The organism is Croceivirga sp. JEA036, from assembly GCF_011882165.1.
Taxonomy (GTDB): Bacteria; Bacteroidota; Bacteroidia; order Flavobacteriales; family Flavobacteriaceae; genus Croceivirga.
In genome coordinates, this window is sequence record NZ_JAATON010000007.1 from 62,966 (window position 1) to 84,481 (window position 21,516).

General features: G+C 36.8%; 17 protein-coding genes. 13 read left to right on the forward strand and 4 right to left on the reverse strand.

All coding sequences use genetic code 11. The features are described from left to right. Positions 1-43: 43 nt before the first annotated feature. The 3 genes from HCO57_RS15230 to HCO57_RS15240 are packed head-to-tail and all read right to left on the reverse strand — an operon-like array spanning position 44 to position 2,468. Positions 44-577, reverse strand: a complete 534-nt coding sequence (locus tag HCO57_RS15230; protein WP_167989741.1) for a cupin domain-containing protein — start codon at positions 575-577, stop codon at positions 44-46. Between the two features lie 12 nt (positions 578-589). Then, a complete protein-coding gene (locus HCO57_RS15235) occupies positions 590-1,372 on the reverse strand; it encodes a fatty acid desaturase family protein (RefSeq protein ID WP_167989742.1) in 783 nt (260 codons plus the stop codon). 58 nt (positions 1,373-1,430) lie between these two features. Next, positions 1,431-2,468 carry a WD40/YVTN/BNR-like repeat-containing protein gene (locus HCO57_RS15240; protein WP_167989743.1) on the reverse strand — a complete coding sequence of 346 codons (1,038 nt, stop codon included), beginning with the start codon at positions 2,466-2,468 and terminating at the stop codon, positions 1,431-1,433. A gap of 116 nt (positions 2,469-2,584) precedes the next feature. On the opposite strand from HCO57_RS15240, the gene HCO57_RS15245 reads away from it, so the two are divergent. The 12 genes from HCO57_RS15245 to purL all read left to right on the forward strand — a co-directional run bounded on the left by HCO57_RS15245 (position 2,585) and on the right by purL (position 16,801). Then, positions 2,585-3,796 (forward strand): RsmB/NOP family class I SAM-dependent RNA methyltransferase, encoded by a 1,212-nt coding sequence (locus tag HCO57_RS15245; protein ID WP_167989744.1) that lies wholly within the window; start codon positions 2,585-2,587, stop codon positions 3,794-3,796. Between the two features lie 260 nt (positions 3,797-4,056). Then, complete coding sequence (locus HCO57_RS15250; protein WP_167989745.1) at positions 4,057-4,551, forward strand: hypothetical protein; 495 nt, start codon at positions 4,057-4,059, stop codon at positions 4,549-4,551. A gap of 3 nt (positions 4,552-4,554) precedes the next feature. Then, positions 4,555-4,752, forward strand: coding sequence for a 30S ribosomal protein S21 (gene rpsU / locus HCO57_RS15255; RefSeq protein ID WP_136951497.1), 198 nt, complete (start codon positions 4,555-4,557; stop codon positions 4,750-4,752). A 48-nt stretch (positions 4,753-4,800) separates the two neighbouring features. Then, complete coding sequence (gene proC, locus HCO57_RS15260; RefSeq protein ID WP_167989746.1) at positions 4,801-5,607, forward strand: pyrroline-5-carboxylate reductase; 807 nt, start codon at positions 4,801-4,803, stop codon at positions 5,605-5,607. A gap of 3 nt (positions 5,608-5,610) precedes the next feature. Next, complete coding sequence (gene proB / locus HCO57_RS15265) at positions 5,611-6,381, forward strand: glutamate 5-kinase (RefSeq protein ID WP_167989747.1); 771 nt, start codon at positions 5,611-5,613, stop codon at positions 6,379-6,381. Between the two features lie 9 nt (positions 6,382-6,390). Continuing rightward, a complete protein-coding gene (locus HCO57_RS15270; RefSeq protein ID WP_167989748.1) occupies positions 6,391-7,593 on the forward strand; it encodes a glutamate-5-semialdehyde dehydrogenase in 1,203 nt (400 codons plus the stop codon). A gap of 260 nt (positions 7,594-7,853) precedes the next feature. Beyond that, entirely contained in the window at positions 7,854-9,755 is a 1,902-nt protein-coding gene (locus HCO57_RS15275) for a PAS domain S-box protein (protein WP_167989749.1), read from the forward strand. Between the two features lie 2 nt (positions 9,756-9,757). After that, on the forward strand, positions 9,758-10,138 hold the full coding sequence (locus tag HCO57_RS15280; protein WP_136951492.1) for a response regulator: 381 nt from the start codon (positions 9,758-9,760) through the stop codon (positions 10,136-10,138). Between the two features lie 173 nt (positions 10,139-10,311). Continuing rightward, entirely contained in the window at positions 10,312-10,791 is a 480-nt protein-coding gene (locus HCO57_RS15285; protein ID WP_167989750.1) for a MarR family winged helix-turn-helix transcriptional regulator, read from the forward strand. 9 nt (positions 10,792-10,800) lie between these two features. Continuing rightward, entirely contained in the window at positions 10,801-11,070 is a 270-nt protein-coding gene (locus HCO57_RS15290) for a CBU_0592 family membrane protein (RefSeq protein WP_167989751.1), read from the forward strand. Between the two features lie 110 nt (positions 11,071-11,180). Continuing rightward, complete coding sequence (nhaA, locus tag HCO57_RS15295) at positions 11,181-12,950, forward strand: Na+/H+ antiporter NhaA (RefSeq protein WP_167989752.1); 1,770 nt, start codon at positions 11,181-11,183, stop codon at positions 12,948-12,950. Between the two features lie 188 nt (positions 12,951-13,138). Next, entirely contained in the window at positions 13,139-16,801 is a 3,663-nt protein-coding gene (gene purL / locus HCO57_RS15300; protein WP_167989766.1) for a phosphoribosylformylglycinamidine synthase, read from the forward strand. 63 nt (positions 16,802-16,864) lie between these two features. Here purL and HCO57_RS15305 read toward each other — a convergent pair whose 3' ends face one another. Then, positions 16,865-19,456 (reverse strand): DUF6923 family protein, encoded by a 2,592-nt coding sequence (locus HCO57_RS15305; RefSeq protein ID WP_167989753.1) that lies wholly within the window; start codon positions 19,454-19,456, stop codon positions 16,865-16,867. Positions 19,457-19,702: 246 nt separating this feature from the next. Between HCO57_RS15305 and HCO57_RS15310 the strand changes: the two genes are divergently transcribed. Next, the gene (locus tag HCO57_RS15310) at positions 19,703-21,472 is read left to right on the forward strand and encodes an AMP-dependent synthetase/ligase (protein ID WP_167989754.1); all 1,770 of its coding nucleotides are present in this window, start codon (positions 19,703-19,705) and stop codon (positions 21,470-21,472) included. Positions 21,473-21,516: the final 44 nt, after the last annotated feature.

Here is a 21,516-nt window from a genome sequence, read left to right on the forward strand (position 1 = left end):
GTTTGATTGATGGGAATGGGAGCGGTATAAACTGCTCCTATTTTTATTTGCCATACGCTAGTAATAACTGTTTTTTATACCCCAAAACCATAGCGACACCATTTAACATAGAAAATCCCAATCGTTGTAAAGTGTAAGGTAGTTTGGCACTATAAGCATCCATCATGTACAAGGCAACCACACTTTTTAATATATTCTTGGGGAGCCCGTTATTACCAATCTTTGTATCCCTTACTAACCCGTACATAATTCGCAATCCATCACTCAAGCTATCAGGATTTTTTACTGTAACCACAAATTGCGTAGCATTCTTACCTTCATTATAAAACCGATGCGCAATAAGAGGTTGTATTGCAAATTTTTCATAAGGCTTTAATAGTATAGTTGCTTCCTTAGTTTCAAGGGTTAATTCGCCTTTTTCTACTAAAAAGTGTTCTATAATTTTAGAATGAAAATGAAATTCTCTTTGTCCTCCTTTAGGCTCTACAATAGTTCTAAAGCGTAGCACTGAGGAGGTATCCTCTAAAATCGTGATTTCGTCCTTTATATAAGGATTTTTAAAAGCGGTGGCCTTCATAGAAAATTACAGCTAAAACGTTTGTTTTTTCTCTAGTTCTGGTAGTGCATCATCTATTCGTTTTGCTAATTCTGGCAATTTAATAGTGGGTACCGCAGGGAATAAATGATGTTCTAAATGGTAAAACATACTAAAAGTAAGCTTGTTTTTCCACCCACCTCTTTGCGTTCTTGCAAACTCCGGGTTATCATGGGTATCGTGGTGTACAGTCCATACAGCAAAAAAGGACATTAAGAATTCACCTATTAACATGACTATCATGTGATACATTAACCAATGTATTTCTAAATAAAAAACCAAGGTTACAGCAATACATATAGAAACTAGCTCCAAAAGCATATTTCTTCTGTATTTTTTGTTTCCTATCTTCCAAGTAATCTGGTGAATTTTAAAAATATGAATAGGACCATATAATATAGCACCATACCACGTCATATGTGCAGACTTGCCTTCTTGGTCTTTCTCTGTTAAGCAATATTTATGGTGTCTTAAGTGATTAAACTTTACCGCATGGATAGAAACCACCATAAGTATACTATTTAAGTATAAACTTAACCACGTTAAAAATTTGTTGGTCCCTAAAGAATTATGAAATCCATTATGCACTTGCCTTAAGGCTGTTAAAAAGAAAAAGCCAGAGAATGGTAAGGCAATCCAGTAATAGCCATACCAGGCCAAAGTCCAAGATATTAAAGCCCAAGGAACGGTCAAATTGTTTTCAATTAACATCTCCTTTAACGTCAATTTCCTCAAATCCTTCCAAGCAACTTTTTTTAAAATTTCATCATGAGTCATCCTAAAATTTTATTCTAAAACGTTAAAAAAATCGGTTTAGTTTTAAACCTTCTAGTTATCACTGTTTAAAACTCAATTTTGCTATGCGTCCTTTACCTGCAGCATAAGCAATAGAATCATTTAAAAATCTTAGCGTATAAAAACCTTCTTCTGATAATGTTTTCCATGTATGACCTTGGTCTGCACTGTAATTTATTCCATTAAAACCAACGCTAACTAATTCTTTCCCATCGCTATGGGGTACAAATTGCACACAACTTTTATATCCAGGATTTTTACCATCTGCTACCAGTTGCCACGTATTTCCGCCATCTTTGGTTAACGCCTTATTGGCAGCGTTACCTTCTGGTTGCGCAAAATCGCCCCCAATTACAAAACCCGTACTAGCATTATAAAAATCCATACTATACATTCCATGGTAATCTGTTGTACCTTTGATTGGAGTCTCTATGGCTGTCCATGTTTTTCCTTTATCTACAGATTTTAAAAAACGTTTTGTTGTAGCAACCAGTGTGGTATCCCCAAGCAGAACAATATTAGAATTACTAGCAGCGTAAGCTCCCTCCTCTTCTATTGCTTTGGGTAAATTAGTGCAGGCTACCCTACTCCAACTAGCACCTCCATTTCTTGTAATAAGTATGGCCAAACATCCATTACTAGTATCACCAACTGCTATACCTTCTTCTGAATTCCAAAATGCCATGGCATCATAAAAAACATTCTCACCCTCTTCACTATAAACCAAATCCATTTCTCCGTTGGTTCCCGTTTTGTACAACAAAGCTGGGGAGCCCACACTCATCATAAAAAAATCTTTAGTATTATGGGCTATCGCTCTAAATTCTGGCGCAATACTATCAAACTGCATACGATTACTACGTAAAACGGCTGTAGGTAAAGTGTAAGTTCCGTAAAGACCATTACTACCAGCAAAAGCCAAGGTATTTTTATCTAAAAACGTAATGGCACGGATACTTGAGCTATCCTTATAAACAACTTCTACTTTAACACTCTTAAACGGCGACCTTACTGCTTGTTGTTTTTTGCAAGAAGCAAGTAGCAGTATAATCAAAAAAAGCGCTATACTATTTTTCATAAAAAGTTGGTTTTACTCAAAAATAAGGGTTGGCGATTAAATATTGTGCCTTAGCTTAATAAAGCTTGCTAACAACAAAACTTAAATGATACCTTTGCATCCTTATTTTAAGATTGATGCGATTACATAGAAACTTGGTTTTTGCGGTGGTAGATGCCCTAGGAATGATTTTTAATGACGAAGAATATGCTGATAAAGTCATTGAAAAAGTATTGCGATATGATAAGCGATGGGGCGCAAGAGACCGCGGTTTTATTGCAGAGACTACATATGAGATTGTACGATATAAACGCCTGTATACCGCTATTGCAGAGGTGAACGAGCCTTTTGGCAGAGAAGATTTATTTAGGCTATTTGCTGTTTGGGCCGTTCTTAGGGGTATTCCCATTCCTGATTGGAAACAATTAGATGGCACTCCAGTACGCCGTATTAAAGGTCGTTTTGATGAATTATCGAAGACTAGAAAAATAAGAGAATCCTATCCTGATTGGATAGAAGAACGTGCATTAGCGGCCTTGGGGGCTAAACTTTGGGAGAAAGAAAGTAGAGCTTTAAATCAGCAGGCGAACGTAATTTTACGTACAAATACGCTTAAAGTAACTCGGGAAACACTACAGCAGCGTTTAGCAGAAGAAGAAATAGAAACTACACTTTTAGAGAACCACCCTTTTGCCTTAGAACTTGTTGAACGTAAAAACGTTTTTACTACTCAAGCATTTAAAGAGGGCTTATTTGAAGTTCAAGACGCATCTTCTCAATTAGTTGCTCCCTATTTACAGGTAGAACCGGGTCATCGGGTGGTAGATGCTTGTGCGGGTGCTGGTGGCAAAACCTTGCATTTGGCATCTTTAATGGAAAATAAAGGACAGCTCATTGCTATGGACATTTATGAAAGTAAGCTAAAAAAATTAAAGGTTCGCGCTCGTAGAAACGGTGTTCATAATATGGAACCTAGAGTCATAGAAAACACCAAGTCTATTAAAAAATTACATGCTAAAGCAGACCGGTTATTGCTAGATGCGCCATGCTCTGGCTTGGGAGTAATACGCAGAAATCCTGATAGCAAATGGAAATTAGAACCCGAATTCTTAGAACGTATTAAAGGCGTGCAACAAGATATTCTCCGTAATTACTCTAAAATGGTAAAACCTGGAGGCAAAATGGTATACGCTACTTGCTCTATTTTACCCGAGGAAAACTATGACCAAGTTGCTGCATTTTTAAGCTCAGAAGAAGGAGCGGCATTTACCTTCGTAAAGGATAAAAAGGTATTTGCTTCGGAAAGTGGCTATGATGGTTTTTATATGGCTTTGTTAGATAAAAAGTAAAATTACAACTCATTTTCAATGAGTTACTTATTTACAAAAGTCTTAAGGAAAGGCAAAAGTACTGGGATAAGCCTTTTATCTTTATTACCTTTGCCTTATATGACGCCTAAATTACACGAACAACGTAATTCTAGAATCTTAAGTTTTGGATACACGGTTTTTAGAAACCAATCCGAAAAATTTATCCCGCCAACAGTCTAAGGGAACACTCCACCCACATCTCAAAACTATTCCTGTTTGCTATCTAGCAAAACGGGCCAATGGTTTACGTTATTTTTTTGGCTTCTACTGCCGTACACTTCTATTTCTATTATTTAATGACAATAAACACCTTTGATGCCTATTCAAGGCTATCCTCTATACAGATAAATAGGTTGGTTAATTTTTTACACGACCACCAAGACCAAGGAAAACTTTCTAGAAACAGCATCCGTAGTGCTATACAATATGCTGCAAAGGAGCGTCCAGGATTTGGAGGCTATATTTTTTGTCTAGAAGAAGAAGAAAAGCTACTTGGTGCTCTGGTCATAAATAAAACAGGGATGTATGATTATGTTCCAGAAAATTTACTGGTAACAATAGTTGTCCATAGTCAAATTAAAGATACAGGTTTAGAAGAAAAACTATTGGATTATGCCATTAACTATTGTCGTGGAGAGATTGGAGTGTTCATCAATAAAAGTAATGCAAAAGAAAAGACACTAAAGGCTCACGGTTTTGAGCCCAATTATTTAGAAATGAGATTAAAACAATAAACTATGTTAAAGATTGAAATAAAAGAAGGAGAAAAAATAGAACGTGCATTAAAGCGCTACAAGCGCAAAGTACGTAATGTAAAACTACATGACCAGGTAAGGGATAACAGATATTTTACCAAACCTTCTGTGGTTCGTAGAAAACAGCTAGAAAAGGCGGCTTACAAAGAAAAGTATATAACCGAATTAGAAAACGATTAATTCTATAATTTTTTAAAAACACGGGTGCACATAGGCATTCACAACAACATGAGAGTATTACTTATTGGTGCAGGAAACATGGGACTCACCTATGCAGAAGGGATGGTAAAATCCAAGCTGTTAAAGAAAAAGAACATAATGGTATTAGATAAAAGCAAAGATGCTTTAGACCGAGTGGACAAAATGCCAAATTTTGACACATTTGACCGTTTAGAAGATTGTGTTCCCATTGCAGAAATTATCATGGTAGCTGTAAAACCCTATCATGCAGAAGAACTGTTCCAACGTATAAAACCGCTTTTAAATAATGAACAAATGGTCATCTCCATAATGGCTGGTGTTACCATAAACTACATGCAAGAAGCACTAGGTATTGATAAAATAGTTAGGGCCATGCCCAATTTACCCGCTAAGGTGGGTAAAGGATTAACTAGCTACGTTTCATCAGAAAAAGTATCCAGACTAGAACTTTTTATGGTGGAAGATTTATTAAGTACTACAGGTAAAGCATTACGCGTAGACAATGAAAAATTTATAGATGCTTCTACTGGTATTTCTGGTAGTGGACCTGCCTACGTATTCTATTTTATGGAGAGTATGATGGAAGCTGCACGCCAAATGGGTTTTTCAGAGAATGTATCTAAGGTACTGGTAAGCCAAACCTTTACAGGAGCGGTAGAGTTGTTCAATCAATCTACATTAACTCCAGATTCTTGGATGCAACGTGTTGCATCTAAAGGTGGTACAACGCAGGCTGCACTAGAGTCTATGCAAGACAATAATGTAAACGAATTAATTAAAGATGCCGCATTTGCTGCTTTTAATAGAGCTGTAGAATTAGGCGAAGAATATTAAATCATGTATAAAAAATTAGTGGTTATTAAGGTTGGGACCAATGTAATGACCAATAAGGATAATAGGATAGTTAGACCCATACTTAAAAATTTGGTAAGACAAATAGCTGAATTGTATGATAGGGGTATTATGACCATACTAGTTTCTTCTGGTTCTGTAATTGCAGGGAAAGAAGTATTGGGTAAGGCAAAAATTGAAGATACTACACAACGCAGACAAGTTTATTCTGCTATAGGGCAACCAAGGATGATGCGATTGTATTACAACATATTTAGAGATTACGGTATGAAATGTGCTCAAGTGTTGCCTACCAAGCGCGATTTTAATCCTGGAATTCATAGAGACAATATGATTAATTGTATTGAAGGTTTACTGTCAGAAGGGGTTATCCCAATTGCCAATGAAGATGACGCCGTCTCTGTAACCATGTCTATGTTCTCTGATAATGATGAGTTAGCTACCTTAATTGCCGAGCTAATGAATGCAGACAAACTTATTTTATTGACAGATATTGACGGTTTATACGATGGTCACCCAGATGACGAAACCTCTAAGGTTATCCGCAATGTTGAGCCAGAAGAAGATTTAGAGAAATACATAGAGAATCCAGACAAAGAAGAAGGTGAAGGACGGGGCGGCATGGGTTCTAAACTTGGCTATGCACAATTGGCTGCAAGTAAGGATATTCCTTGCTATATTGTAAACGGAAAAAAAGAAAACATAATAATAGATATTGTAGAGGAACGCCCAGTTGGGACAAAAGTTTCTCAATAAATAAGATAAATGAAATTACTTACAACAGATATAAAAAATGCCGTTTTAAACAGTATGGAGAAACTGTTGCAAACGCATAAATCAGATTTACTAGAAGCCAATAAAAAAGATTTGGATGCTTTTATTAAAGAAGACCAAGCCTTGTATGACCGCCTTGTGATGAATGACAAAAAAGTAGAGCAAATGGCACAAGCTGTTAAAGAGGTTAGACTGCAAGAAGACCCCGTTAATAAGGAGCTAAGCATGCAAAACTTGGACAATGGCTTACAAATTATGAATAAAACTGCGCCTTTTGGTACTATCATGATTATTTATGAGTCGCGCCCAGATGTGACCGTTGAAGCTGCAGTATTAGCCTTCAAGGCAAACAATAAAATATTGCTTAAAGGTGGTAAAGAAGCCTATCATAGTAATAAAGCTTTGGTAAAACTTTGGCACCAAGCTCTAGAAGATAATGGACTGCCAAAGGATTACATACAGTTTCTAGAAATGAACAGAACGCAAACCCAGGCATTCTTAAGAAATCCAGACCAACCGCTAGATTTAATTGTACCTAGAGGAGGGGAACGCTTAATTGCTTTTGTTAAAGAGCATGCAAAATGTGCTGTATTGGTAAGTGGCAGGGGTAACAATTTTATGTACGTACATCCTGAGGCAGATTGGGAGATGACAAAAAAAGTGTTGCTAAATGCTAAAACGCATAAAATTTCGGCCTGCAATGCGCTAGATAAAATTTTGTTAGACGTTACTATTCCTAATTTTGAAGCCAAAGTAAAAGAATTGGCGCAATTATTAATGGAGTACAAGGTCAACCTTATAGTAGACAAGCATATCCATTCTATATTACCTAACGAATTGATAATAGATAATGAAGATATTTGGAAAGAAGAGTTTTTAGCGATGAAGTGTGTACTTGGTGCTGTGTCTAATCAAGAAGAAGCCATGGAAAAAATAAATTTACACTCCGGAGGCCATTCAGCAGCCATTATGACTGCGGATAGCCAGGCAGCTCAACAATTTATGGATGGTGTGGATTGCGCGGCAGTCTACCAAAATGCTTCCACAAGATTCACAGATGGTGGACAAATGGGTGTTGGAGCAGAACTTGCCATTAGCACTGATAAATTGCACCACAGAGGTCCCTTAGGATTAAAACAATTGGTCACCAATAAATACTACGTATTTGGTAATGGACAAATTAGAGTTTCGTAACAAAGCTATAATTACATTTTTCAAAAGACAGGAGCGTATCCTGTCTTTTTTTATTCCTAAACACAATAATATTGTAAGTTTTTTCGTATCTATATGAAGTATATTATTACACTAATTTAAAATTTTGTATATTTACAGCTCCCAAAATAGCTAATGCCTAAAATCCCAATGTAATCAGCTCTTACATTTGGCATCTATGGTAATTACCAGATATACAATTGAGTAATGATTTACAAAAAGATAAATAACTATCTATTTGTATGGATTTTTATCAATTAGGCATATTTCTACTACAAGGTACTTTGGTTGCCGCTCTTATCCAATTCTTGTTTAGGATTAGGAAATCTATGGGTTTGGGTATGCTCTTTGCCTGTTTGGGACTTTTTCAATTCATGCAAGTATTTTTAGCTATTGGTGTTTATGTTAAAATAACAAATGGCATTCTTGTTTCTTTTGCTTCCGTACTTTTTACAGCTTCCCTTTTTGCACTACTTCTCATTTATATAAAAGAAGATGCTAACGAAACTAAAAAAGTTATTTATGCCCTCATCGCATCTAATATAGTCATCGCTCTAATTCTCTATAGTCTTAATTTAAACTTAGAGGTTGCTAACACGTATAATCCCTATTACATCACCACTGGATTAATGAACGTAAAGGCTAAAGTTCTAGTCTTTGGCACGTTTGTATTGTTTTTAGATGTATTACTTATCATCTTGCTCTATGAGTTTATTTCTAAAATCACCAAATCCCTTTTTTTAAGAATACTCACTACCATGTTAATTGTGGTATGTATAGATAGTATCCTATTTAACGCCTTGTCTTTTTGGAATAGAGAAAACTTAATGGGCATTATAACCTCTAGTATTATTGCTAAATCGGTAACCGCCTTTTTTTACAGTATTCTATTTACCTTTTATTTAAAACGATTAGAGCCTAAATCCAAAGAAGATACCCTGTCTAGTGTTAAAGACATATTTAAGACGCTTAGTTATAAGGAAAAGTATAAGCTTATTGCTAAGGAGGCTAAAAAGGCAAATCTGGAAATACAAGAAAAAGAACTACGCTTTAGAACCTTAACTGCAGTTACCCCTGTAGGTATTTGGCATGCCACCCCAAAAGGAGAAATGACCTATGTAAACAGAAAATATTTAGAGATATCTGGCCTTACCACTCAAGAAATTGAAGCCCAGAAATGGCAAGAAGCTGTACACCCAAATGATATTGAGCGCATACAACATTGCTGGGTAAAGGCAATGGAAAGTAAAGATGTTACAGAGGCAGAATATAGATTTATCCATAAAGACGGTAGTGTTAGGTGGGTGTTAGGTAGCGCAACTCCAGAAACAGATACAAAGGGCAATGTGTTGGGTTTTGTAGGCACCGTGACAGATATTACCAACCAAAAGCTATATGAAGAACAACTGACGAAACTTAAAAATAAGGCGGAAGAAAGTAACCGACTAAAATCGGCATTCTTGGCAAATATGAGTCATGAAATTAGAACCCCTATGAATGGTATTCTTGGTTTTGCAGATTTATTAAAATCGCCAAACCTCTCAGGCGAAGAACAACAAGAGTTTGTGGATATCATTAAAAAAAGCGGCCATCGTATGTTAAATATTATTAATGATATTATCAACATATCTCGGTTAGAAGCGGGCACTATGGAAATCCACAATGCGTATTTTGATGTACATGGCTTATTAAAATATAAATTTGATTTTTTTAGTCCAGAAGCAGCAGCTAAAAATCTTCTTTTAGGTTGTGATACAGACCTTTCCGCTGGCCAACTATTTGTAAAAGGTGATAAGGATAAAGTTTGTTCTATATTAACCAACTTAATAAAGAATGCCATAAAATATACAGATGAAGGTGGTATCCGTTTTGGATATTATATAGAAAATCAAGATTTAATTTTTTATGTCAAGGATACAGGCATCGGTATAGAAGAAAGCAAACACAAAGCAGTATTTGAGCGTTTTGTGCAAGCAGATATAGAAGATAAAATGGCAAGACAAGGTGCGGGCCTTGGACTATCCATATCTAAAGCTTACGCCAACCTTATGGGTGGCGATGTTTGGTTAGAAAGTGAATTTGATAAAGGTTCTTCATTCTATCTATCCATACCGTACATACCCCAACAACAAAAAACAGCTTAAAAATGGAGAACGTATTGCATAGAAAATTACAAGTGTTGGTAGCAGAAGATGATAGTATTTCCAGTTACTTAATAGAAAAGATATTAAAGCAATTCAACTGTACAATTACTCATGCCAAAAATGGAAGTGAAGTAGTAGCACTTTGCCAACAGAATCCAAATATTGACTTGATTTTAATGGATGTAAAAATGCCCTATATAGATGGCTTAGAAGCTACAAAACAGATAAGAGAATTTAATAAGGAGATTATTATTGTAGCACAAACCGCATTTAGTTTAATAGGTGATAAAGAAAAAGCGATAGAAGCGGGTTGCAATGAACATATTAGTAAGCCCATAGAACAAGAAAAATTAATGACCATCATTAATAGATACTTCAATTAAATTCTACATCATACTTGCCCATAAAAGGAACTAAGCAAAAATGGCGAACGCTCGGAACAAAAGACAGGGTTCCTATTATACTTCAATTCATAATTATAATTTCTTAAAATAAAACAACTTTTTATGTAACTAGTTACATTTATTTGTAATTTTAGTAACCAGTTACATTGTTTATGGAAGATTTTTTAATAGAGATGGGTATAAATGGTATTACAGCAAGGCTTAAACGGCTTAATGATGCCTTTATGTACCAAACAAAAGATTTGTATGACACCCTTAATGTGGACATAGAACCCAATTGGCACATGGTGTTTCTATTATTAGAGAAACATGGGGCTTTAACAATTACAGAATTAGCAGAAGCCACACGCTTATCGCACCCAGGGATGATAAAACTGGTTAAAAAAATGAAGAAGAATGGATACGTACAGGCTTTTAAAGACAAGGCAGATCTCCGTAAACACAATATAGAACTAACTGATAAAGCTACATCTATGCTGCCAAAAATTCATAAATACTGGGCGGCTGGCGAAAAAGCTTTACAAGAACTTTTAGCTCATAGCCCTTCTTTATTACATCAATTAGAAAGTGTAGAAAAACAAATGAGTAAAGCCGACTTTAAAGAACGAACCTTAAATAACTTAAAACCATAGTATGTAAAGATGAAATTGCTTATTTCTATTCTAGGTTGGTCCGGTTCCGGACTGGTAATCATTGCCTATGCGCTAACTTTAATGCAAGGACAAAAATACCTTAGGTACGGTAAGTATCTTAACCTGTTTGGAGGATTGTTTATAGCTATTAATTGCTATTATCATAACGCTATGCCATCATTTTTTACCAATATTATCTGGACTATGATTGCAACAGCTACTATTTTTCAAGAAAAAAAACGTAAGCGGATTTCCACTAAACATAGAAAACTTACCTAAGTCAATATACCAAGTTTGGTAACATATGGGTTAGGTATTATATGGTTTAGAGCTAAAACAACTCCGGCTGTTCTACTATTTTTACAAAGAATAAAAAGCTGATAGCCAGAATGTTTCATAAAAAACCAATTGATGTTGTTGTATATAGAAATTTAAAAAACAAAATTTCTGCAAAAGCTGCGAAATCACTTAAAGATTCACTAGTCAATTTTGGCCAAGAGGTTACCTTACACTACAAATACGCTATAGATGTTAGCAACCCAATAGAAATTTATGCTGTAAAAGCAATATTGGCTGTAAGAGAACAAAATAAAGAAGAAGCCCTATATCAAGCAATTGCAACAGAAACAGACCTTAACGAAGTCAAAATAGATGGTTTCGTTAGGGAATTAGATATAAATTTTTCTGCTTACCAAAAAGAAATACAAAGTAACACGCTTGAAAAACAAGTGTATGCAGAAAGTAAAGAAGCAGAAACAGCAGGTGTACCTATTTTTCCTGGAATTACCATCAACGGAATTCCGTATAAAGGTCCTTGGGATAAAGAATCCATCATAGGTGCGCTACAAAAAAACGGAGCTACTTTAATTAGAGCTGCCATGCAAGGACTTTTTAAATGGGGTGCATCAGCAGCATTAGCTCTTATCATTGCTACTATAGCGGCATTAGTCTTAGTAAATTTAGGAGACGCAGCCTTGTATGAGCAATGGCGTCACTACCCTATTGGCTTTACTTTTGGCACGCTAGATTTTACGCTAACTGTAGAAGAATGGATTAATGATTTTTTTATGGCCATCTTTTTTCTACTTATAGGTCTAGAAATTAAAGAAGAACTTATAGATGGAGAACTATCCACTAGAAAAAAAGCCACCTTACCCGTTGTTGCTGCTATCGGTGGAATGCTAGTCCCAGCTGTGATTTATTTTTTCTTAAACAGTAACGGAGAACAGCTTCATGGTTGGGGCGTTCCTATGGCCACTGATATTGCATTTACACTTGGATTAATGGCAATCTTAGGTTCCCGTATTCCTGTATCCTTAAAAGTATTTGTTTCTGCTTTGGCAATTGCAGATGATTTGGGAGCTATTCTTATCATTGCCTTATTTTATGGCCACGGGTTTCAAATTGGCTATTTTTTAGCTGCATTGGGTGTACTTCTTTTAATGTTTTACTTTAACAGAAAACGGGTGTATAATGTTTCCGTTTATTTGATTTTAGGGCTCGTCCTGTGGTTTTTGGTCTTTAAAAGTGGCCTTCATGCAACTTTGGCGGGGGTACTGACCGCTTTATTGATTCCGGCTCAAGGCAAGGCAAACCTGCAACTTATCGCAAAACAAACCTCCATCATTTTTCAAAAAGAAATAGGGGAAATAAACAACAGCAATTTTGATAAAAAGAAAATAGCTCCAGAATCCCTCTTAGTATTAAAAAAGGCTATTGAACGTTTAAGAGAACCAAGTGAATTTCTCTTACATAATCTAGAAAAATTTGTCAATTTTATTGTACTGCCACTTTTTGCTTTCTTTAATACGGGTATTGTTTTAACTGCTGGGGACTATTACCTTTTAGCCCCTGCAAATATTGGCATCATCCTTGGGCTATGCCTAGGAAAACCATTAGGTATTGTTGGATTTAGTTGGTTAGCTACAAAACTACAATGGGGTAAACTGGCGCCAGAAATAAGCTGGAAAAGCTTAATAGGTGCCGCCTGCTTGGCAGGTATTGGTTTTACCATGTCTATTGTTGTAGCCTCTAGTGCATTCACGGGACAAGCTCTAACCGCTAGTAAAATTAGTATTCTTCTAGCCTCTGTAATTGCAGCCAGTTTAGGCCTAGGAATTCTATATACTGCAACGGTTAAAAAAAGCACTTTGGATTAGCATAATTAATGGCAGATTGTACTATCAACAATGGCAGTTAAAAACTAAAGTTCTAGCCTTGTGCGTATGTGAGGCAAAATCGTATTTTTGCGTTTTCTTTTTTAACCTGAATTACGTTTGATAAAACAGGTGAAAACGGAGAACAATTTCAGTAGAAATACTGAGGTAAAACTATGAAAACAGCTGATATGATTCATTTCTTTGGCGATATAACCACCAAGGTTTTCGCAGTACAAGCCAATCAAGAGATTAACTCGGAAAATCAACAGAAATTAGAATGGTTGTTTGGCAACCAACCTAAAATAAATGCGGCGTCTTTAGACGCCTTTTTTGTTGGCCCACGGGCTGCAATGATAACGCCTTGGAGCACCAATGCTACAGAAATTACGCAGAACATGGGTATTTCTGGTATTCTAAGAATAGAAGAGTTTATGGTGGTACCCGAATCATTCTCAGATTTTGACCCCATGCTTTCTCAAAAATACAAGGGGTTAACACAGGATATTTACACTATCAATGTAGTTCCAGAAGCAATCCTAGAAATAGAAGATATTGCAGCCTTTAATCTACAAGAAGGTTTGGCTTTGAACGAGGAAGAAGTAACCTATTTAAATGAATTATCAGAAAAATTAGGAAGAAAACTAACGGATTCAGAAGTTTTTGGTTTTAGCCAAGTAAATTCGGAACATTGTAGACATAAAATCTTCAATGGAACTTTTATTATTGATGGCCAAGAAATGCCTTCTTCTTTATTTAAGTTGATAAAGAAAACATCAGAAACGCATCCTAACGATATTGTTTCTGCCTATAAAGACAATGTGGCTTTTATAAAAGGTCCTAAAGTGATGCAGTTTGCACCTAAAACTGCAGACAAACCAGATTTTTATCAAGAAAAAGAGTTCAATTCGGTCTTATCGCTAAAGGCAGAAACCCACAACTTCCCAACCACGGTAGAACCTTTTAATGGTGCTGCTACGGGTTCTGGCGGAGAAATTCGTGACCGTCTTGCGGGTGGTAAAGGTTCTTTGCCATTGGCAGGTACCGCCGTGTATATGACGTCTTATTCCCGCTTAGAAGAAAATAGACCTTGGGAAAAGGCATTCCCTGAGCGCGATTGGTTGTACCAAACTCCGATGGATATTCTTATAAAAGCCTCTAATGGCGCATCAGATTTTGGTAACAAATTTGGCCAGCCATTAATTGCAGGTTCTGTCCTAACTTTTGAACATAAAGATGAAGCACAGCAACTAGGTTTCGATAAGGTTATTATGCTGGCAGGCGGTATTGGCTATGGTAAAGAAGAACAAGCTTTAAAAGACACTCCAAAAAAAGGCGACAAAGTTGTTATTCTTGGAGGAGATAACTATAAAATTGGTATGGGTGGGGCTGCTGTATCTAGTGCTGATACGGGAGAGTTTGAGTCTGCCATAGAATTAAACGCGGTTCAACGTTCTAATCCAGAAATGCAAAAAAGAGCCGCTAATGCCATACGTGGATTGGTAGAGGCCGATGAAAACCCTATTGTCTCTATTCACGACCATGGCGCAGGCGGACATTTAAACTGCTTATCAGAATTGGTAGAAGAAACTGGCGGGCTTATAGATTTAGACAAATTACCCGTGGGTGACCCTACCCTATCTGCTAAAGAAATAATTGGCAACGAAAGCCAAGAACGTATGGGCTTGGTTATGGGTGAGAAAGATATGGATTTGCTAGCGCGAATTTCTGAAAGGGAACGTGCACCAATGTATGAAGTTGGAGCGGTAACCGGCGACCAAAAATTTACGTTTAAGTCAAGCTCTAAGGGTGATACTCCCTTGGATTTAGCTCTTTCTGATATGTTTGGGAGTAGCCCTAAAACCATAATGGAAGACCAGAGTATAGCTACCAATTATCTGCAGGAAGGCTACAGTCTAGAACACTTTATGGATTACCTAGAGCAGGTACTACAATTAGAAGCTGTTGCCTGCAAGGACTGGCTAACCAACAAAGTTGACCGTTGTGTGGGTGGCCGGGTGGCTAAACAACAATGTGCTGGCCCCTTGCAATTGCCATTAAACAATTGCGGTGTTATGGCTTTAGATTTTAAAGGCAAAGAAGGTGTGGCCACAAGTATTGGTCACTCCCCTATTTCTGGACTTATAGACCCTGTTGCTGGGAGCCGTAACAGCATTGCAGAGTCTTTAACCAATATTGTTTGGGCGCCTTTAAAAGACAAATTAAAGTCCGTCTCTTTATCTGCCAACTGGATGTGGCCTTGCCGAAATCCTGGAGAAGATGCTCGCTTGTACCAAGCTGTAGAAGCGGTTAGTGAGTTTGCTATTGCTTTGGGAATCAACATTCCTACAGGCAAGGATTCTTTGAGTATGAAACAAAAGTACAAGAATCAAGAAGTGATTTCTCCTGGCACAGTAATCATTTCTGCGGCGGCCAATTGTAACGACATTACTAAAATAGTTGAACCTGTTTTACAAGTTGGCAAAGGAGATATTTACTACGTAAATCTATCTAAAGACAAGTTTAAATTAGGAGGTTCATCTTTTAATCAGATACTAAATTCAATTGGTACAGAAGCGCCATCGGTAACTGATGCTGCATACTTTGCTAAAGGGTTTAATACGCTGCAAGAATTAATTGCGGCAGGAGAAATTACCGCAGGGCACGATATTGGCTCTGGCGGTTTAATCACCACCTTGTTAGAGCTTTGCTTTGCAGATATCCAACTTGGGGCAAACATAGATATTACAGCATTAGGAGAAGAAGATACTATCAAGACGTTATTTGCAGAAAATATTGCAGTGGTTATACAAGCATCTGCCACAGCCGCAGAAAAATTAATAGCTGCCGGCATAGACTGCCAATCCATTGGCACTGTGAGTAAAGAACCTACCCTATTCATCAAAAATAACAGTGTAGAAATAGGATTACCTGTTGCTTCATTACGAGACACTTGGTTTAAAACTTCGTATTTATTAGATCAAAAACAAACTGCAGGCGACCTTGCTAAAGAACGATTCGATAATTACAAAAATCAACCCTTACACTATCAATTCCCAGCTCACTTCCAAGGAACTACTAGTCCAGTAAGTACAGCAATAAAACCTAAGGCTGCAATTTTAAGAGAAAAAGGGAGTAATTCTGAAAGAGAGATGGCAAATGCCATGTTCTTAGCTGGTTTTGATGTTAAAGATGTACATATGACCGATTTAATTTCTGGTCGTGAAACATTAGAAGACATTCAATTTTTAGGCGCCGTAGGTGGCTTCTCTAATTCTGATGTATTAGGGAGTGCCAAAGGTTGGGCAGGTGCAATCAAATATAACGAGCGAGCCAACAAGGCCATTAAAGATTTTTTTGCTAGACCAGACACCTTATCTGTAGGTATTTGCAATGGTTGCCAATTGTTTATGGAGTTAGATTTAATTAATCCAGAACATGGGCAACAGCATGGTAAAATGGTCCATAATGATAGCCACAAGCATGAGAGCAACTTTACCTCTGTAACTATCGCTAAGAATAATTCTGTGATGCTTTCTACTTTGGAAGGTGCAAAATTAGGGGTGTGGATTTCCCATGGGGAAGGTAAATTCAATTTGCCCTTAACAGAAGACCAATACCAAATAGTAGCAAAATACGGTTACGAAGGGTACCCTGCCAATCCTAATGGTAGTGACTATAATACCGCCATGCTTTGTGATGCAACTGGTAGACATTTAGTTACCATGCCACACATAGAACGAAGCATTTTTCCATGGAATTGGGCACATTACCCTAAAGATAGAACGGATGCCGTATCTCCTTGGGTTATCGCTTTTGAGAACGCAAGGGATTGGATACTTGCTAAAAAGTAACTAAAAGAGAACCGCCCCAACGCAATAGCGTGGGGCGGTTACAACTAACATCAATATAACCAACTATTTAACCAATATTCTTCCGCTCCAAACACGTTTGCTAGAGCTTTCTACACGGTAAAAGTACAAGCCTGCTTGTAAGCCTTTACGCGCTATAGAAATTGTATTTTGACCCGCTACGCTACTTCCCTCTTGAGTATGCGAGCTTATATTTCTTCCATTTCTGTCAAACAATTCCAAAGTATACTCCCCTGCAACTTCGTCATAGAAATATAAGGTAGCTTCTGTTTCCATTGGGTTTGGACTCACTATACTTTTATTTAAATTCTTATCTACAAATGGCGCAGGCATACTAGCAGAAGTAAATTCTATCGCTTTTAAAGCTAATTGTTTGTTTTCTGCAGCGCCTGAGTTAGACTTCATGTTAAACTGTACCACTTTTACCGATGAGAAATCACCATTACCACCATTCCTAGTTTTAAATTCATTTGCTGGCAAATAAAAAGCTTGCTCTTCTGCAGTTAAATCTATAGTTGTGGTAAGGAAGCTACCATCGCCTTGTATTAATTGTACTTCCAAGGCCCCAGAACCACTCGCTTTGAAGGCTAAGTTGTCATAATTAGACAAATCCACCGCTTTAAATCTTGGACTCATTGCTCTATACACCCCTACGTAGGTATCTGTTGTGGCACTTAAATTTACATTACGCTCTACCGGGTATCCTTCTCCCATATAAGCATCTTCAGTTTGCATTACTTCATAATTATGAATAGTAGTGCCCACCTGGCTATCATCTACTCCCCAAGGTGCATCAGCAACAAATAAATCGTCTGGTGTATCGCCATTGGTATTTGAAATTCTAAAACCAAAATCAAAAATATTTCCAGTTTCTACGGCTACTGTATCTATGTACCCTGCAAGTGCAGTTTGTAAACCAACCTGCTCTGTTTCACTCGTTTCAGTTCGTTTTATACCTCCTTCTAAAGAAATTTCTTCTGAACGATTATTGTTTACCACATTCATATGTACAGCACCACGCTCATAACGTGCAGACTTCACAAATACTGGTGGTGGTGTAGAACTTGCAAACGCTGCAATAGAAGCGTTGGATTCTAATAGATTCAAAATTTCATCTGCCAATTTCAATAAATCGTCTACCGAATTAGACCAAATTTGGAAATTATAGTATGCTGTATCTTCTTGGTAAGCATCAATATTCCAGTGCGATTCTATTACAAACTGATTATTTTCATTTAACCTAGCTGAAAAGCTCAAGGCAAATTCTGTTGCGCCATCTGCTTGCTTAATAATAGATCGTATAAAATCTTTCTCCCTTAATTGTATGGTAGATACAGATAATAACTGTGCACCTAGAAAACGGTCACAAATAAATTTACTATGTTCATATACCTTATCTTCAGTCTTTATGACCATTAACGCACTAGAAGTTTCTGTACCTTTTAAGTAATCTACCGCATAAATATCACTGGCATTGGTTAACGCCAACAAATCTTCTGGAGCAGATTCTACCGTACTAGATTCACCAATTACATTTAGCGGCACCAAGGCATTTAGTTCAATCGCAGAAGGATTATACACTCCTTTTCTAAGATAATTCTTATTTCTTTTTACCTTCTTAGCGGTAAGTGGGTTAAACTTGTAATTAGATTTTGCTCTGTAATAATTACGCTTGCTAATTAGGTTGGCTAATCTATCATTACTTTCTAATCCTCCATTATTACCACTAGAGGCTAGTTGTATTACTGGACAAGCCGCTACACCAGAACAAGATGGGTCATCACAATCTATTAAGCCATCACCATCATCATCAATTCCATTTAAACAATCTTCTTGAGGTACTGGGGCAGATGGGCAGCGTGCACCATCGTTAGATGCAGATGCTGGACCAAAAGCAAAAACGTTAGAATCCATAATACCACCTACAATATTCTGTACATTGCGGATAATGTATACAGTGCCTGTTTGGTTGGCAGAAACATAAAAATTTCCGTCAACATCAAAATAAACAGCTCCATAGGTATAATTGTTCCCGCTTAAAATGGGTACTTCTCCAACATTTTCTACATTTCCTGTCTCTACTTCTATACGGTATAAACGGTTGGTTTTCTTCTCTACGGTATACAACATATTATCTGCTGCATTAAAAGCCCAATCATGCACATTGATGCTCTGACTCAAAGTATTACTACCCATGTAGGTTAAATAAGTAGGCGATTCAGGATTTAAATCTACATGGTAATAAGTAGATCCCCCTGCTCTAAAATAGTATTGTCCAAATAAATCAATATCTCCTACGTAGTTCATGCCAGTTGGTGGTATTTCTGGAATGGTATAGATATCAGTATCAAAGTTTTTACCCATTCTTACAATTTGTCTGCCACCATAGTAGCCCCACAAATATCCATCTGCAGAATTATAAGCCGCACCATTAATTGAATTTGGGGTTACGTCTTGTTTTACTAAATAGGAACTACCAGATGCTAAATCAATGGCATAAACATCATTGTATTGAAATAGATATGCATTGTAGTCACAATCAAAAGGTTCGGATTGTGCGTTTGCTGTTCCAGTAAGTACTGTAATAGCCAAGACCAGCAAGTAATTTAAAGAAAAAGTAGTGTAATGGTGTTTCATAATTATAGATTTGGAACCTCAAAACTAAAATTAATTTGAAAGTATTTTCTTACTTTGTTGTGTAAGACGATATTTTGTAGGTAAACGGTTCAAATCTATCGATAAAAAGGAGTTATAAAATTTACTTCTAATTGATTAACAAGTGTTAAAATGAATTATTTTTATTTAAGGAATGATTTTGTTACGAAATTGTTTTTAAAATCACATAAGCTTTCCCTATTTTGCAACCCTCATTAGAAACTGAATATGCAAGAAGTAACGAGACTGTTTGATTTCCCCCATTACCAGCTGCAAAATTTCCCACTAGAAAAGGCATTGGTAACCAAAAAAGGAGGACAATGGGTAGCCACCTCCACACAAGAATACATTAATAAAGCAAACGCGGTAAGTCGCGGACTGCTTAGAATGGGTGTGCAACCCAATGATAAGATTGCAGTGATTTCCATGACCAATAGAACGGAGTGGAACATCATGGATATGGCCATACTACAAATAGGTGCCCAGAATGTACCTATTTACCCTACCATATCAGAAGAGGATTATGAATATGTTCTAAACCATTCAGAAGCTAAATATTGCTTTGTGTCTTGTGGCGAAGTATTGACCAAAGTACTGGCTATAAGCGGCAAGGTTAAAAATTTAGTAGATATTTATTCTTTTGATGATTTGGCAAATTGTAACAATTGGGAAGAAGTTGTTGCAAAGGGTAAAGACGATAGTAACCAAGAAGAGGTAGAAGCTAGAGCAGCCGCTGTAAAACCAGAAGATTTAGCAACCCTTATCTATACCTCTGGTACTACAGGTAGACCTAAAGGGGTAATGTTGTCTCATGACAACATAGTTTCTAACGTTATTGGCAGTAGCGAACGTGTACCATTTGAACAAGGGGCAACAGCTTTGAGCTTTTTACCCGTTTGCCACATTTTTGAGCGAATGATACTTTATTTGTATCAGTATTCTAGTATTGAAATCTTTTTTGCAGAAGGTTTAGATAAAATTAGTGATAACGTAAAAGAGGTAAAACCAGAAGTAATGACGGTAGTACCACGGTTATTAGAAAAAGTGTATGATGCTATAATTGCCAAAGGTGCTGCACTAACTGGTATTAAAAAGAAACTATTCTTTTGGGCAGTAGATGTTGGTTTACAGTTTGAACCCTATGGTGCCAATGGATGGTGGTACGAGCAAAAACTTAAAATTGCACGTAAACTCATTTTTTCTAAATGGAAAGAAGGTTTAGGAGGCAATTTAAGTACCATGGTTTCTGGCAGTGCTGCTTTACAACAACGATTAGCTAGAGTATTTGGGGCTGCAGAAATGCCAGTAATGGAAGGGTATGGTTTAACGGAAACTTCTCCTGTAATATCTGTAAACCAAGTAAAAGGTAAAGGCTGGAAAATTGGTAGCGTTGGTAAAATCATAAATAAAGTAGAAGTTAAAATTGCTGAGGACGGCGAAATTTTATGCAAAGGTCCTAATGTGATGATGGGCTACTACAAAGATTCAGACAAAACAGCAGAAGTTATTAAAGACGGCTATTTCCATACCGGAGATATTGGAGAAGTAGATGCGGAAGGATTTTTACGTATAACCGACCGTAAGAAGGAGATGTTTAAAACCTCTGGTGGTAAATATGTGGCGCCACAGATTTTAGAAAACAGATTTAAACAATCGCGTTTTATAGAACAAATTATGGTTATAGGCGAAGGCGAAAAAATGCCAGCTGCTTTTATACAACCTAACTACGAATTTTTACAAGAGTGGGCCAAAAGGCATAATATTAGTTACACCTCTAACGCAGACCTTATTAGTAAACCAGAAGTTTTAGAGCGTTATGAAGAAGAAGTGACGTTAGCGAATGCTGAATTTGCAAAATGGGAAAAGGTTAAAAAATTTAAATTAACTGCAGATGTCTGGAGTGAAGCGGAAGGTCACCTTACCCCTACTATGAAGTTGAGAAGAAAAATTATAAAGCAGAAATACGCAGATTTATACCAAGAAATTTACGGGCATTAGCCTGTAATACCTATTATAAAAGGATTTGTGCTATTTGTACATTC